Genomic DNA, 15,233 nt, shown 5'->3' on the forward strand with positions numbered 1-15,233 from the left:
GGAGAATCATCGATGGTTCCCAAATACAATCCGGAGATCCACCATCGCCGGTCGATTCGACTGAAAGGACACGATTATTCCAAGACCGGAGCCTATTTCGTAACGGTCTGCACGCAGAATCGGGAATGCCTGTTCGGAGATGTGATCGAGAAGGAAATGCGGTTGAACGAAGCGGGAAAGATGATCGAATCGATTTGGGAAAATCTGTCAAATCGATATCCAGGCATACAGGAAGACGCGTTCGTGGTGATGCCCAATCATATACATGGGATTATTGTCTTGTCCGATCTCAATCGTAGGGGCGAATCTTGTATTCGCCCGCATTCCCACCATCATCCCCGTTCAAACCGCACCATCCGGAATGGCAAGGGCGATCACAAGGATCGCCCCTACGGAACCCTGGACAGAACCGTCGGCCGCATCCTTCAGGGATTCAAATCGATTTCAACACATGAATACATCAGTGCCATTCGGATGCAGGGCTGGCTCCCTTTTCCCGGAAAACTCTGGCAACGCAATTACCATGAACGCATCATCCGTGATGAAAATGAATTAAACCGCATCCGGGAATACATCGCCCTTAACCCGACCCGTTGGATGGAGGACGAAGAAAACCCGATGAATCTGAAAAAGACACACAGTTCGCCCACTTTCACAACAATTCGAACATAGGAGACACCCTTGAAGAACACCTTCCTTCTCGGCATATTCATTCTCACCCTGCTCTTTGGCGCCAACCTCGCTTGGTCCGCCGAGCCGCAAGGCTACCACGACCGGCTCTCGGCGGGGATCGTCCGGTTGAATCAGAACGATCTCGGCGGCGCGATGAAGCACTTCAAACAAGCGCTCGACGAGAATCCGCAGGGGGTGGAGGCTTTCTACTACATCGGCGTCACCCAGGCGCGGGCCGGCCAGCTCGGCGAGGCGGAGAAGAGCTTCAAAGAAGCCCTCGCGCGGGACGCCGCCTTCATCCCCGCCCATTTTGACCTGGGAGCGCTCTATTATCAGCAGGATAAAGACGACGAAGCGCTCAAAGAGTTCGATCTCGTCCAACGGGTCGACCCCAGCCGGGCGCGGGTCTACTACTATCAAGGATTGATCCTGCGGCGGATGGGAAAACCGAAAGAAGCGGCGGCGAAGATGGAAAAGGCCGCCTCGCTCGATCCGGAGATCGCGCTGGAGGCGAACTATCACGCCGGATCGGCCCACTTCGAAGCAGGAGAGATGGGACCGGCCCGGAAGTCGTTTCAAAACGTCCTGACCCTTCTCCCCGAAGGGGAAACGGCCCAATCGGCCAGCGACTATCTGGAGCGGATCGATCAGCAGGCAAGACATCAAAAACGATGGGACCTCTCTTTCTCCGCCGGGGTTCAGTATGACGACAACGTCATTCTGGAGCCGAGCCGGACGATTCCGTCCTCTCCCCAAGCGATCACGGAAGAGAGCGACCTGCTCGCCCTTTTGTTTCTGCGCGGCCGTTATCAGTGGCTCAATACCCCCGAGTGGACCGGCCGGGCCGAGTACAGTTTTTATCAAAATTTCCATAAAGACGATCTGTTGAACGACTTCAACATCCAGAGCCATAACGTGATCGTGAACGCCGGAAGGCGGTTCGGCGCGGCGGAGATTCTCTTGCAGTATGAATTGCAATTCGCGACGCTGGGGGGAGACCGCTACCTTCTCCGGCAGAACGTCGGACCCCGTTTGATTCTTCAGGAGACCAAACGGAATGTGACCGAGTTTTTATACCAGTTCGGGGCAAAGGAGTTCGACGATATCGAGCCGCTCTTTCCGGACAATTCCGACCGGGACGTTCAGACACACAAAGCCGGGTTCACCCACTACTTCGTCTTCCGGCCGAAAGCGAATCTCCATGTCGGCTACTACTTCGAAAGGGAAGAAGCGGGCGACCGGCCCGCCGAGGACGACTGGACCTTCAACGGCCATCGGTTCAGCGCCGGGGTGGTCCTTCCTCCCTGGAACAAAATCACCTTTGCGGCCGACACCGAATATGTGATCCGCCGGTTCGATGAGGAAAATCAGCAGCCCCCCGGCGAAGAGCGAGAGGATGACGAGTGGCTGGCAATCGTCACCCTTTCTAGAACAATAACCCGGAATGTCGATTTTGCGCTGCAGTATCTGCACCAACAAAATGACTCGAACATCCCACTCTTCGAGTACAGGAGGAATATTTACGGCGGCATTGTTACCGTGCGGTTTTAACGAATCGTTGAGAATCTTCCCTGTGTTTGATCCTCTCTCCCCCGTGGAATCATTCCCCTTATAGGGGCGGACGCTGTGTCCGCCCTCACCTCACTGCACAGAATCAAACGGAACGGAAACAAAATGGGGCGCACACGCCGGTGCGCCCCTACGAAGGAAGGGAAAGAATTTTAATCGGCAATCTGATGGCGTTTTATTTTTTCATAGAGGGTAGAGAGGGCAATCCCGAGGACCTGGGCGGCGGCCTTCTTGTCTCCCTGGTGGGTTTTGAGCGTTCGCTGGATAACCTGTTTTTCGATCTCTTCCAGCGATCCGGTCGGCGGGGTTGTTTTTTGGTCTTCCCAAGACATCCGCGGCCCCTCCCGCTCCGGCGACTGAAGGAAGAGGAGATCCTCCGGACTCAGAAGGCTTCCCTCCATCATGACGACGGCCCGCTCGATGACATTCCTCAGCTCCCGGACGTTGCCGGGCCAGGTATGGGCAAGGAGCTTCTCCATCGCCGCGGGGACCACCTGCACCGATCTTCCCTTCAGGAAGTGCTCGATGAGGAGAGGGATGTCGTCTTTTCTTTCCCGGAGCGGGGGGAGAAAAATCGGCAAAACATAGAGCCGGAAATAGAGATCCTGCCGGAAACGCCCCTGGAGCACCTCTTGATCGAGCCAACGGTTCGTCGCGGCGATAATTCGGAAATCGGAGCGGAGGGTTTCATTGCCGCCGACCCGCTTGAAGGTCCGCTCTTCGAGCACTCGCAGCAGTTTCGGCTGCATTTCCAACGGCAGTTCCCCGATCTCGTCGAGGAAGATCGTTCCGCCGCGGGCCAGCTCGAACGCCCCCTTCCGCTGGGCGACGGCGGTCGTAAAGGCCCCCTTCTCATGTCCGAAGAGCTCCGATTCGATCAGCTCCTTCGGGATGGCGCTGCAATCGAGGGTGATGAAGGGGCCCTGGGCGCGGGGGCTCAAGCGGTGGATCTCCTGTGCGACCAGCTCTTTTCCACAGCCGGTCTCGGCCTGGACGAGGACGGCGACCTCTCCCTTTGCCCCCCGCTGGATCATTCGGAAGACATCTTGCATCTTCGGGCTCTGTCCGATGAGGCGGCCGAGGAAAGGGGGAGCGATCGGCTCGGTCGGCTCTTCCGGATGAATCTTCAGCTTGGTCTGGCCGACCTGAATCTCGGAGCCGATCTCTGCGACGGAGCTTTGAATCCGCTGCCCGTTGATCCGTGTTCCGTTCGTGCTCCCCAAATCACGCACCTGGATCGCAGACGGACCGGCCTCGATCTCCAGATGCAGGCTCGAGACCGACGGATCGGAGAGAACCACATTGTTTCGGCCGCTTCGACCGATTCGGGTCACCCCTTCCGGGAGGGGAAAGACCTTCCCCTCATCGGGCCCCGATACGATATGGATCTGGCAGCGGACGATCCCCTTCTCTTTTTGACGGGCCGCGCCGGGAAGATTGAGGGTCGGCTCGCGCGTGATCGTTTCGGTGAACGGCTCTTCGTGCTCGTCCAGCTCATAAATGAGACGATAGGAACCGACCCGCAGGACATCCCCATGACGGAGCGGGGCCTCGCTCACTGTCTGGAAATTGAGGTCGATCCCCCGGCCGCTTTTGTCCTCCACGATAAACCTTTTCCCGTCGCGGCGGAGAAAAGCATGCTGGCGCGACACCTCCGGCTGGGGAAGGACGATATGATTCTCATGGCTTCGCCCGATCCGGATCTCCTTTTCCAGGAGAGTAAAGACCCAGCGAAATTCATCTTTAAGGTAGATCCTCAAGCTTGGCATACTTCACTCCCGTGCAGATTGTAATGATAATTTCGAAAAGTTTCAACGTAGAAATGAGTAGGAGAGATCACGCGCGTCCGGTTTTGTTTTTCGTTTTGTGAAGATTAGAACATAAATGGATACTTTTTTTTGTTCCTGTTTTCCGGAAATCAAAACCGAATTCCGGAAATCGGAAAGATCAGAGACGCAGATATCGAGCGTAGCTTTAAAAAAACCAATATTTCTTTATTAAAAAGAGCTATCGGCTGTATTCAGGAATATGGCATCCCCTTTGCTTTGTATAGCAACAGGATTCACGTTAGAGCAAAGAAATCGCAAGAAGGGGGAAGCAATGGCGCACGAAGTGAAGCATGAGATGGATTATCTGGCCGCATTCCCGTTCATAGAAGAAACGCCGCCCCAAACCGGGCCTTCCGATGCCCCCGAGATCATGTCGTTGATCAACCGGCGCTCCTCCCCCGGCGTCGTGGTGATGGGGCCGAGAGGAGAGATCCTCCTGATGAACCAACAGGCGGACGACATTTTGAAAAAGATCCGGGGCGGACGGGGATCCTCTTCCAGAGCGGAAGAGGGAAAACTGGTCAAGCAACTTCACCAGCTCCGAGCCAAGATTCTCGATGCGCTTTCGAAGCCGAACGGTCAAAATCAAGGAACGCCGGTCTGCGAGCTTCTTCCCCTTCGGGGAACGACCTTTTCCCTCCGGGGAATCGTCCTGGAAGGGGCCGGACAAGAAGCGGCGCCGGTGATGATCCTGATCGAGCCGATACAGGAGCGGGCGGGGTCCTCTTCTTCCGCCCCGGCCGATGAAGTCAAATTGACAAAGCGCGAGGAAGAGATCTGCAATCTGATCAGCCGGGGATTGATCAACAAGGAGATCGCATCGGAGCTCGGCATCGGCGTCCATACAGTGAAGGATCACGTCAAAAATATCATGAAGAAACTGAAGGCCAGCTCACGGGCGGGCATTGTTGCAAAGATCGCGGCCGGAAACCAGACGAACGGAAAGGGTCGGGCAAGATAAGGGCAGGCTCCTGTGTCTCCGCCCTGCTTCGTTTTTCGCAACGGGCCGCCCCCACAAAATCTCAATCGAGTTCTTGTGTCACCTGAATGATCTCCTCCCCTCGTAATCCCAAATAAGAAATCCGTCCGGGGCCGTTTTTTCTTTCGAAATGAAACCGGACCGGACCGATCGTATCAAATTCGGAACCCGGCCGGCCGTCGACGAACACCCTCTTTTTTTTCTTCTCGGTCGAATAATAGACGAGATGCCGATGATCGGGACTAAAGCCTGAGATGAAAACATCCTCGAAAGGAGGTCCCGGAACCCCATCCAAAACGATAAATCGCTTTCCTTCCTTCTGCGCCGCATACGCAAAACGCCGGCTGTCTCCGCTGAAGGTCAGATGGCCGATCAATTCATAATCGGGTCCGGCGACTCCGTCCAAGATCACCCGATACTTCTCCTGCAGCACGGCGCCGTAGGCGATTCGACGGCCGTCCGGACTGAACATCGGCGTTCCTGAAAGGATCTTTTCGTATTCCGGGCCCGCGGTTCCGTCCACGACGACCGAGAGATGACCGCTCTCCTTATTCTCCACCAAATAAGCCAGGCGCCGGCCGTCGGGACTTAAGACCACCGGCCCTTTGGCGATACTGTCGAACGGCGGTCCTGCAACCCCATCCAACACCACCTGAAATTGCCCGCCGGTCCGGTTAATCCAGACGGCATGTTGTCCATCCGGACTGAAGAAGAGCGGCGGCACCGCCACAGCGGGGTCCACCGCCGCCACCCGCTTCTCCTCCAGACGGTTTTTCTCCTCCGCGACTCCCTTTACGGGAAGCTCGGCGCACCCGGTGAGAAACCAAATCACCCATACGACAAGAATCTTCCATCCCCTTCGATTGCGCTTCTTGTTGATCAAGGCATCCCTCCCGGAAATAAAATCAGGTAGAACGTTCCGAACGGAAAATCGGTTTATCCTACCATAGGATCTCTCCTCCAACAATCCAATTTCGAGGGCGGTAGTGGGTCAGTTTGGGTTGAGCGGTTACTTTTTGGTCGTCATTCCCGCGAAAGCGGGAATCCAGTGCTCTTAAACCTCTGGATGCCCGCTTCCGCGAGCATGACAAAATTTAAACTGACCCACTACCTCGAGGGCGGCCTCGATCCATTATCGAATTCGCCGACCCGGCTCACTTCTTTCTATCTAAAAGAACGATCGAATGGGTAAAGAGAGTGGCATTGGGAATCAGGATTCTCTTGTCTTCTCCTTGAAGGGTGGTGTAGCGGAGGTCGGTTTCAATAACGATTCCCTCAAACCCGGCGACGGAGATCCGGTCGTGACGCTTGAAGGGGCGGTAGATGAGGATCAATATCCCCGCAAGGAGATTGGAAAGTGCATCCCTGAGGGCGAACCCGAGGGCGAAACCGGTCAGCCCCAAACCGGCGACCAGCGCCGAAACGTTCACCCCCGCCGTTCCCAACGCCGTGATCACCCCCATCACAATCAGGAAGGTCGAACCGGTCCGTCCGATGAGGACCAAAATGTCGTTTCTGACATCCGCCCGCTCGCCGATCCGGCGCGTCAGCTTCCGGAGGAGGAGACCGGCGACATAAAAGGCGATCAAAACGAGCAGCGCCACCCCTGCCCTCGGCGCAAAATAAGAGAGCTGATCGAGAAATTCGTCCATGATCGCATTCACCTATTTCAAAATAACAAGGGCGGAATTCTGTTGTCAAACAGGGCCGGGATTGATAATCGAAGAGAGATCAACTAAGATCTCTCCAAAGAGAGGAGGAACAATGCGTCCGGAGCAAGAAGCGTATCTTATCGGTTTTTTGCATGCCGCGCGGGTTCCCGGTCATCCGACGATTCGCCATCGGGATCGGGAGGTGATGGAGGAGACCGCCGTTCTTCTCGATTTAGCCTGCCGCTACCGAAAGATCCCGCATGTCCGGCTCCATCATCCGGAACAACCCCTTCATGGAACACAAACCGAAGCGATCCTGACCCTCCCAGAAGAAATTCTCCGGGAGATCGACCGGCCGCTTTCGGCGGTTTTCGATCGGTATCGACCTGATCAACCGCACCTGGAACGGGGAATTCTGGAGGGATGCGGCACCCTCTGCTACAAAAAATCGACCCGCGGCATCGGAATCAGTTTCACCTCTTTCGATCCGGAATGGCTTTCGGCGCTGCGCGATGAAATCCGGAAGCACCATCCGTGCGGGCCGATCGCGGAAACGGAGCGTGGAAGCCGCTGGTTCAGCATTGAGGATGAAGCGACCCGATCCTATGCCGATCGGCTTTACGGCGATCCGGCCGCCCCGCACTCCAGGACCCGGCGGAGAAAACTCCGCCGGGTCCTGGGGCAGATCGGAGCATCCGCGACATAACCCTTTCCATGCCAGGGATCTCCCAGTAGATCCCGGCTATCCCGATCCGACCGATGAATAATCCATCGACCAGAGGACCCATCCGAAGTAGGTCAGCGACCCGAACAGAAGCAATGGGAGACCGAGTCGATAGAGAAACTCATAAAACAGATCGAGACCTGTCTTGAAGGGTGACAGGGCTCTCCTCTTTTGGAATGGAGCGGTCCCTGATACCGCCTCTCCAGGATGGCCGGCACGACCGGCGCCGGCAGATGAGGCTGCCATTTTTCGCCACATAACTCTCCCCTCCTTAAAAAATGAGGTTAACATCCCTGACCGCGGCGTCTACCCCATGGCTCCGCTTCGGTCAAGCCCCCAATTTTCTTATTTTCCTTCATTTCAGAAACAATTTATGTAAGGACGATTACATTCGGGGATGCTCTGAATATTGCGGAGGAAAGAGGTGCACCGGCATGAATTTCCATGCCGATGCACCGAAGAGAAACTACGGAATGGAAAGGAGAACGACTTCCGCCGCCTCCATCGTCGGCGGGGTGGTCCCGGTGTCGAGGGTTCCCTCAACACGGACCCGCTGATTGAGAAGGGCATTCGGCGCAACCGGATCTCCGTTTTGATCCTTGATCTCGGTCTGAGCGTCGATTGTGATGGTATACGACTGGCCGCCGTCGGCCTCCAGAACAAACCCGGTGACCTCCGTTCCGGTCACATTAACCGATTCCACCGTCCCCGCCACGCGGGTCGGCATGGAAACAGGGGCCTCGGGCAAAAGGGTGATTTCGGCGGCGATGACCTGATTATTCTCCACCTTCCCCGCCACCTCGATCCGCTTCTGAACCGCCTCGCTCAATCGCTCGCAAACCTCCGCCGCCGGAACCGCTTCGTCGTCGGCCGTGAAGAGTTTTGTCTCCGGAAGGAGGGTCGCCTCGATCTCCCCGCCGCTGAAGGTAACGCCGAATGTCTGTTGGTCGCAATCGACCTCCAGGAGGGTTCCGGTGAATTCGAGACGGTGTGAAGCCGGCTCCTCCGTTTTGATCAACACCAAAGAAGCGTGAATCATCCCTTCCTCGTCGTTGCTGCCGACCACCTCGATAAATTGTCCTTCTTCAAGCTGCTGACAGGAAGCAATTTGCGCCGCCCTTTTTCTGCGCTCGTCGTCGCCGTGATCGTCTCCTTCGCTAAAGAAGGAGCCGTCTTTCAGAACGATCAGCGCATCCTCCAGGTGAACGGTCATCGGCTCGCCATGTCGTGGATCGAGGGTCAGCTGATTTTCGTTACAATCGACCGAGACGATTTGCCCCTCGATCTTAACGAAATCGGTCACCTCTTCCCCAAGAACCCGCACCCGGACCACCGGCCGGAGGATAAACTTGCCGCTTCCGGTTTCGATCAGATGAATCGATTTACCCGGGACGAAGTCAAAGAGGACCTCGGTCTCATCATTGGCTCGGATAATGAGGTGACGTTTAAACTTGATCGTCACCTTCCCGGAAGGGACGATCACATCATGCCGAACCCCCTCCGCATCGATAAACCAAGCGCTCTCGATTTTGATGCGTGCTTTATCATAAGCCCCCGCCGGAAGATCGACTACATCGATCAGATCGGCCTTCCCCTGAAGCGCCAACAGGTTGACCGATATATCGGGCGGTCCGCTGAAGACCGAAACCCACGGCCCTTTCACCGGCTTTAGAGCCATTTGGCTAAAGGTTACCCAGATCTCCTGTGCGGTGGTAATAACATTCCCCTCATGATCGGTAATCTTCTCTTCAGCTCGGTCGGTGAGAAGAATGGCGGCCTTTCCTGTACCGGAATCAGACGAAGCCCCTCCCCCACCGCCGCAGGAAGTCATGAATGACATCAACAGAAAAAGTGACAGAACAAAACGAATCGGTTGCAGCATGTGAAACATTCGAGACAAATACTCCTCTCTTAAATACAGTGCCCCACCGGGCCCATCCCGGTCGGCCAATTCATGCTAACCGAAAGCGTCTGAGCAGTTCAAGAACAAAATAGGTGTTTTTTTGGATTACCTGTTACCGATTCGGGTTTGTTTTCTGTGCTTTGACGGAGCATGAAAGTGGGGTAAAGTGATGCCGACGGCCTGGTTAAGAAAGGGCTCTTCGAGAAATCTCAGAGGATGTATCATCAGTAGCCAATCATTGAAAACGCCCTTGAAATATTGTAGATTGCATCTATAAACAAACAGAAGCTCTGAAAAGCTTCCGCCCTATGTAGGTCTTTGTTCTAGGAACGGCTGGTTGGTCTCCTTTTCCAGACAAACAAAATAAACTGATAGGTGATTCACGTTGAGCACTGACGAACACCCCTTGTTCTTTTGCGATATGAACGCCATCCCTCTTGCGAATAGAGAACAACACACAGCGACTACAAAAAGCGTCTTTGGATTGGTGCAAGCAATACACGACTTGCCAAACGGGTATGCGTTCAAGCTGCCAAATGAAAAGGGGCTCCTAATCAAAGCAGCAGAATTTGTCGAAAATGAGAGACTTTGTTGCCCGTTTTTCTCATTCAGGCTTGAAGTAGAGTCGTCAAGCGAATCAATCTGGTTACAGATCACAGGCCCCGACGGCGTTAAACCCTTCGTCCAAGCAGAGATAGGCGAAACACTCAATCAAGTTGTTGCAAGGGCTTCAAACTTCCGTTAAAAGCGGATTCATACCTTTTTCGCATCTAGGGGGCTAGACTTGCTTATCGCCAAAACACTTGGACTCTTTATCGTTACAGCGCTCGCGGAGATTGTGGGCTGCTATCTGCCCTATCTCTGGCTCAAGAAGAACGCTTCAGTCTGGCTACTTCTGCCCGCCGCTGCAAGCCTTGCATTATTTTCTTGGTTGTTGTCGCTACATCCGACGGCGGCGGGCCGCGTGTATGCTGCTTATGGCGGGGTCTATGTCTCGGTTGCGATCCTATGGCTATGGCTCGTTGATTCCGTGCAGCCTACGACATGGGATTTGGTCGGGGTTGCTGTTTGTCTTGTCGGAATGACAATTATCATTTTAGGAACATAACGATTATTTGCGCTGATCCTTTCCTTCGCTCTCGCACAAATATTTAAGGATTTTATCTTTTCGAAATTGCCACTTTGCAGGTGAAACCTTTCGCTAGTCGTACCGAAGCGCCTCGATCGGATCGAGCGACGCGGCGCGCCGGGCGGGGTAAAGCCCGAAGAAGATCCCGATGGCGATCGAGAATGCCGAAGCGAGGAAGATCGATTGGAGGGAGACGATCGTCGGCCACTGGACGACGGTGGAGATGATCTTGGAGCCGGCCATCCCGAGGGCGATGCCGAGCAGTCCGCCGGTCAGCGAGAGGACGACCGCCTCCATCAGAAACTGAAGGAGGATGTCGCGCCCGCGCGCGCCGACCGCCATCCGGATGCCGATTTCTCGGGTCCGCTCGGTCACCGAAACGAGCATAATGTTCATAATCCCGATCCCGCCGACGATCAATGAGACCGAGGCGATGCTGCCGAGCAGCAGGGTCATCACCTCCGAGGATGATTCCGCGGCGCTGGCGATCTCGGTCATATTGCGGACGCGGAAATCGTCTTCCTCTCCGGAGAGAATGCGATGGCGCTGCCGGAGCAGAAGGCGGGTTTCTTCTTCCGCGACCGCCGTCTCTTCCGGAGAATTCGCGGAGACCAGGATCATCCCGATATGAGTGACCCCCATGATCCGTTTCTGAAGCGTCGAGAGGGGAATCACGACAGTGTCATCCTGATCTTGCCCCTGCGTCGATTGCCCCTTGGGAGAGAGGACGCCGACCACTTTGAACGGAACATTCCCGATTCGGATCGTCTCTCCCACCGGATCTTGCATGCCGAAAAGATTCAGAGCGACTGTCTTTCCGATGACCGCCGCCTTCGCCGCGCCGCTGAGCGCCGATTGGGTAAAAGCGCTCCCCGACTCAAACGACCAATCTCGAATAATAAAGTAGTCGGGGGTGCTCCCGATGATCCCCGTCGACCAGTTCTGGTTTCCGCTGACCACCTGGGCCGAGGTGCGAAGCGACGGGGCGGCCCATCGGACGGCCGATACCTCCTCCTCGATCGCCTTCGCATCCGCTTCGGTGAGGGTCGTCATCGTCCCCGATCCGCCGCGGACCGCGCCTTGCCGCGTGCTTCCGGGAAAGATCATCAGCATATTCGACCCGATCGTGGCGATCTGCGCTTCGACCTGCGCTTTGGCCCCCTGGCCGATCGAAACCATGGTGATCACCGCGCCGACCCCGATGATCATTCCGAGCATCGTGAGCGCCGATCTCATCGTGTTTCGGGCCAGGGCCCGGCCTGCAATCTTCAATGCGCTTGCCGAAGTCATTCAATTTCCCTATGGAATGGAGCCGACCGACGACGGCGCGGCCTCATGCGAGATCTCCCGCCATCGACGTTAACGCCTCCCGCGCGCTCGCCCGCCCTTCGACCGGCTGATCGCTCTGAATCTGCCCGTCCCGGAAACGGATGATCCGGGAGGCATATTGCGCGATATCCTGTTCGTGCGTCACCAGAAGAAGGGTCATCCCCGCTTCATTCAGCTCCTGAAAAAGCGACATGATTTCGATCGAGGTGCGGGTATCGAGATTTCCGGTCGGCTCATCGGCCAAAATGAGAGGAGGGCGCATCACCAGCGCCCGGGCGATCGCCACCCGCTGCTGCTGCCCGCCGGAAAGCTGATTCGGATAGTGATAAATCCGATCCGCCAGCCCCACCCCCTCCAACGCCTCCCGAGCCCGCACCTGCCGCTCTTTTCCGGAGGACTCCTCATACAACATGGGAAGTTCCACATTTTCGAGCGCGGTGGTCCGGGAAAGAAGATTGAATCCTTGAAAGACAAAACCGATCTTCCGGTTTCGAATTCGGGCCAGCTCGTTTGGTTTCAGGCCGCCGACCTCCACCCCGTCGAGCAGATAACGCCCCCGGGCCGGACGATCGAGACAGCCCAATAAATGCATCAAGGTCGATTTCCCCGAGCCCGACGGCCCCATCAACGCGACAAACTCTCCCCGGGAGACGGAGAACGACACCCCCTTTAAAGCGGCCAGTTCCATTTCGCCGGTCCGGTAGACCTTCCAGAGCGCATCGATCTGAATCAACGGATCCATCTTCGGATTAAAACCTCATCGAGGGAGCCCTGCGGCCGCCGGGAGCGGCGGTGGCGCCTCCGAGCCTTTCGGTGATCACCCGATCCCCCGGTTTGAGGTCGCCCGAGAGGACCTCCGTAAAACTCCCGTCGCTCAATCCGAGGGTCACCGGCACCGCGAGCTCTTTTCCCTCCCGCAGCACCCAAACGTCGGTCGTTCGCCCTCCCCCCTTTTTTACGGGAACGGACCGGCCCGATTCACCCTCAGGCCGGTAACGAAGGGCCGCGTTCGGCAGCTTGAGTACATTCTCTTTATGCGCGACCCGGATCGTGACGTTGGCGGTCATCCCCGGCCGGAGCTTCAATTCGGGATTCTTCACGCGGATGATGGCGGCATAGGTGACGACGTTTTGGAGCACGACCGGCTGATTGTAGATATCTTGGACCGTCCCGCGGAAGGGGGTGTCGGGGTAGGCATCGACGGTGAACTCCGCCTCCTGTCCGATCGCGACCCTTCCGATGTCGGCTTCATCCACGCTGGTATCCACCTTCATCTCCGTGAGGTCCTGAGCGATGGTGAAGAGGGTCGGCGCTTGAAGCGAGGCGGCCACGGTCTGTCCTACGGAGACATTCCGGGAGATGACGATTCCATCTACCGGTGAAAGGATCGTGGCATAGCGGAGGTTCGCCTCAGAAAGTTTGAGAGAGGCCCGGTCTTGCGCGATCTGGGTCTCGGCCGCCTTCAAATTGGCAACGGCCGAATCATGGGCGCTCTGCGCCGCCTCCTTTTCGCTCTCGGAGACGAAGTCGCGGGCGAAAAGGGTCTCCATTCTTTTAAGGGCGCGTTTTGCATCCGCCAGGAGAACGCGCGCTTTTTCTGTATTCGCTTCATCGTTGGCCAATTTCGCCCGCGCCTGTTCGACCTGCGCCTCAAAAAGGGACGGATCGATTTGAGCGACCACCTGTCCTTTCTCGACGCGCGAGTTAAAATCGGCAAAGAGCTTCTGCACCCTCCCGGAAACCTGGCTCCCCACCTCCACGGTGACGACGGCGTCGACCTTGCCGGTGGCCGAAACGCTGGTCGTGATCTCCCCTTGCTCGACCTTCGCCGTCCGGTACTCCGCTGCTTTTTCCCCCCCGCGGAAAAGGGTCACCCCTGCGATGATTGCGACCAGAACCGCAATCCCGAGGAGACCTTTTCTCCATTCCTGGGATATTGCCATTGAATTTGTCCCTATTTAATTGCGAACAATTGATTATAGGGGGAGGGGTCCGCTCTGTCAATCAAGCCAACCTTGCGATGCCCCCCCCGAGAGACGCTGATTTTATTTTTACCGTGCGGATAAAAAATGGCATCTACAGCGCGCTTAAGCAGCTGGTAGATGCCATTTCGAGTATTTAAATTGGTGGTCCCAACGGGGTTCGAACCCGTGTTTTCGGCGTGAGAGGCCAACGTCCTAGGCCACTAGACGATGGGACCATGATTTGATTTTAGCGGATCAACCGCAGGGCCGGATGAAGGCCTACCCGGCGACCTCCACCTCGTAAAGCAGGCGGTCTTCCGCAGAGAATTTCCAGCCGTACCGGCATTCGAATTCGATCGAATACCGCCCGGACTTTACGGGGACGAACTCAAAATAATGCATCCCGATGTCGTTGGTCCGGACGTGCCGCGTCCGCTCGTATTCGTCACTGATGAGCTTGAGAACGGCGGCGTCGAACGTCGGTACATACCGGCTTCCTCGGGTACGATCTTCCCAGATACGGATTTTGAACGGCTCTCCGACCTTGGCATGGATCTTTTTGATTTCGGTTTGGATTTGCTCCGCCATCTTCGTCGTCCACTCGAATAAACGATCAACTGAGCGGTACTTTAAACGAAATTGCTTTCCTTTGTCAACGGCTTTTCTCCTGAAGCCTCGGATGGATGTATAAACTCTGCTCAGTCGTTTCCGGCCCTTCTTGTCGGTTTGCGCAGAAAGTCGGCACTCTTACACATCCAGATTCCGTCGTTCCCAAAAAACCTCAAAAGAAGCGCTCCCAGACATGGCCCTCTTCTTGCTCTTTCATTGTTCTATCAATTTTATGTCCAGACACTGTAGAGAAAGGAATGCAGAATGAGAAAAAGTGCTTTGTTCCTACTTTTGCTTTTGCTTAGCGCGGCACCGTCGTTTGCGCAAATGGAGGACCGGGGAGGACCGGGCGATTTCAGTACCCCTCCCGGAACCGATTCGGATCCGTTCGGCACCCCGCCATCGACTGCTCCGGATCCCGGAGATCGAGGCGGCGTGGATCCCTGTCCTCCCGGATCAACGGCGCCCGATGTCAATCCAGGCGACCGAGGCGGTCTGGGAGAGCCGGGGGCACCGGGCGACCGCCAGCTCGAACAACGCGAATTGCCGCCGGGAAGCGTTCCTCCGAACCCGCCCGGAAGTGTCCCGTCCGACCCTCCAGGAAGTCTTCCCTCCAACCCGCCGGGGAGCATTCCGCCAAACCCGCAAGGGAGTGTGCCCGGAGATCAGGGAGGGAGCTTCGGTCAGCCGGACCCCGGAAATCAGGATCAATTTGGAATGACCGATTGTCCTCCGGGAACCGATCAGGGAGGAGGACTGGATCAGCGCGACGGATTGGGTGGCCAGCCCGGCCAGGATATTCCGGGGTCTGAACGAGAGACCCCGCCCCCGCTTCTTCCTCCTGCGGGCGGAGTCCAGTAGACCTAAATACGTG

The 15,233-nt window shown here is 56.3% G+C and carries 16 protein-coding genes and 1 tRNA gene; 7 read left to right on the forward strand and 10 right to left on the reverse strand.

Annotated elements, in window-relative coordinates; genetic code table 11:
* Positions 1-162: 162 nt before the first annotated feature.
* Together MCM46_04790 and MCM46_04795 are read left to right on the forward strand one after the other, a co-directional pair.
* Positions 163-672 (forward strand): hypothetical protein, encoded by a 510-nt coding sequence (locus MCM46_04790; GenBank protein MCG3111123.1) that lies wholly within the window; start codon positions 163-165, stop codon positions 670-672.
* 9 nt (positions 673-681) lie between these two features.
* Entirely contained in the window at positions 682-2,223 is a 1,542-nt protein-coding gene (locus MCM46_04795) for a tetratricopeptide repeat protein (protein MCG3111124.1), read from the forward strand.
* A gap of 170 nt (positions 2,224-2,393) precedes the next feature.
* Here the strand turns inward: MCM46_04795 and MCM46_04800 are convergent, their stop codons facing one another.
* A complete protein-coding gene (locus MCM46_04800) occupies positions 2,394-4,010 on the reverse strand; it encodes a sigma 54-interacting transcriptional regulator (GenBank protein ID MCG3111125.1) in 1,617 nt (538 codons plus the stop codon).
* A 331-nt stretch (positions 4,011-4,341) separates the two neighbouring features.
* Between MCM46_04800 and MCM46_04805 the strand changes: the two genes are divergently transcribed.
* Entirely contained in the window at positions 4,342-5,031 is a 690-nt protein-coding gene (locus MCM46_04805) for a LuxR C-terminal-related transcriptional regulator (protein ID MCG3111126.1), read from the forward strand.
* Positions 5,032-5,092: 61 nt separating this feature from the next.
* Here MCM46_04805 and MCM46_04810 read toward each other — a convergent pair whose 3' ends face one another.
* Both MCM46_04810 and MCM46_04815 read right to left on the reverse strand, forming a co-directional pair.
* The gene (locus MCM46_04810; GenBank protein ID MCG3111127.1) at positions 5,093-5,932 is read right to left on the reverse strand and encodes a hypothetical protein; all 840 of its coding nucleotides are present in this window, start codon (positions 5,930-5,932) and stop codon (positions 5,093-5,095) included.
* A gap of 271 nt (positions 5,933-6,203) precedes the next feature.
* Entirely contained in the window at positions 6,204-6,701 is a 498-nt protein-coding gene (locus MCM46_04815; GenBank protein ID MCG3111128.1) for a mechanosensitive ion channel family protein, read from the reverse strand.
* A 112-nt stretch (positions 6,702-6,813) separates the two neighbouring features.
* Between MCM46_04815 and MCM46_04820 the strand changes: the two genes are divergently transcribed.
* Positions 6,814-7,407: a hypothetical protein gene (locus MCM46_04820; protein ID MCG3111129.1), complete on the forward strand. Its 594-nt coding sequence runs from the start codon at positions 6,814-6,816 to the stop codon at positions 7,405-7,407.
* Between the two features lie 36 nt (positions 7,408-7,443).
* On the opposite strand, the gene MCM46_04825 is transcribed toward MCM46_04820, so the two are convergent.
* A complete protein-coding gene (locus MCM46_04825) occupies positions 7,444-7,683 on the reverse strand; it encodes a hypothetical protein (protein ID MCG3111130.1) in 240 nt (79 codons plus the stop codon).
* A gap of 208 nt (positions 7,684-7,891) precedes the next feature.
* Positions 7,892-9,316 (reverse strand): DUF4382 domain-containing protein, encoded by a 1,425-nt coding sequence (locus MCM46_04830; protein ID MCG3111131.1) that lies wholly within the window; start codon positions 9,314-9,316, stop codon positions 7,892-7,894.
* Between the two features lie 397 nt (positions 9,317-9,713).
* Between MCM46_04830 and MCM46_04835 the strand changes: the two genes are divergently transcribed.
* Positions 9,714-10,073 (forward strand): hypothetical protein, encoded by a 360-nt coding sequence (locus MCM46_04835; GenBank protein MCG3111132.1) that lies wholly within the window; start codon positions 9,714-9,716, stop codon positions 10,071-10,073.
* Between the two features lie 39 nt (positions 10,074-10,112).
* The gene (locus MCM46_04840; GenBank protein ID MCG3111133.1) at positions 10,113-10,436 is read left to right on the forward strand and encodes a YnfA family protein; all 324 of its coding nucleotides are present in this window, start codon (positions 10,113-10,115) and stop codon (positions 10,434-10,436) included.
* A 93-nt stretch (positions 10,437-10,529) separates the two neighbouring features.
* Here MCM46_04840 and MCM46_04845 read toward each other — a convergent pair whose 3' ends face one another.
* The 5 genes from MCM46_04845 to MCM46_04865 form a co-directional block, all read right to left on the reverse strand.
* The gene (locus MCM46_04845; protein MCG3111134.1) at positions 10,530-11,747 is read right to left on the reverse strand and encodes an ABC transporter permease; all 1,218 of its coding nucleotides are present in this window, start codon (positions 11,745-11,747) and stop codon (positions 10,530-10,532) included.
* Positions 11,748-11,790: 43 nt separating this feature from the next.
* Positions 11,791-12,519 carry an ABC transporter ATP-binding protein gene (locus MCM46_04850; GenBank protein ID MCG3111135.1) on the reverse strand — a complete coding sequence of 243 codons (729 nt, stop codon included), beginning with the start codon at positions 12,517-12,519 and terminating at the stop codon, positions 11,791-11,793.
* A gap of 16 nt (positions 12,520-12,535) precedes the next feature.
* A complete protein-coding gene (locus MCM46_04855; protein ID MCG3111136.1) occupies positions 12,536-13,729 on the reverse strand; it encodes an efflux RND transporter periplasmic adaptor subunit in 1,194 nt (397 codons plus the stop codon).
* Positions 13,730-13,910: 181 nt separating this feature from the next.
* Positions 13,911-13,986: transfer RNA gene (locus MCM46_04860), tRNA-Glu, on the reverse strand.
* Between the two features lie 43 nt (positions 13,987-14,029).
* Positions 14,030-14,338 (reverse strand): protease inhibitor I42 family protein, encoded by a 309-nt coding sequence (locus MCM46_04865; GenBank protein ID MCG3111137.1) that lies wholly within the window; start codon positions 14,336-14,338, stop codon positions 14,030-14,032.
* A gap of 285 nt (positions 14,339-14,623) precedes the next feature.
* Here MCM46_04865 and MCM46_04870 point away from each other — a divergent pair, with 285 nt between their 5' ends.
* Positions 14,624-15,220, forward strand: coding sequence for a hypothetical protein (locus MCM46_04870; protein MCG3111138.1), 597 nt, complete (start codon positions 14,624-14,626; stop codon positions 15,218-15,220).
* Positions 15,221-15,233: the final 13 nt, after the last annotated feature.

The sequence above is a fragment of the Candidatus Manganitrophus morganii genome (genome assembly GCA_021651055.1).
GTDB lineage: Bacteria > Nitrospirota > Nitrospiria > SBBL01 > Manganitrophaceae > Manganitrophus > Manganitrophus morganii.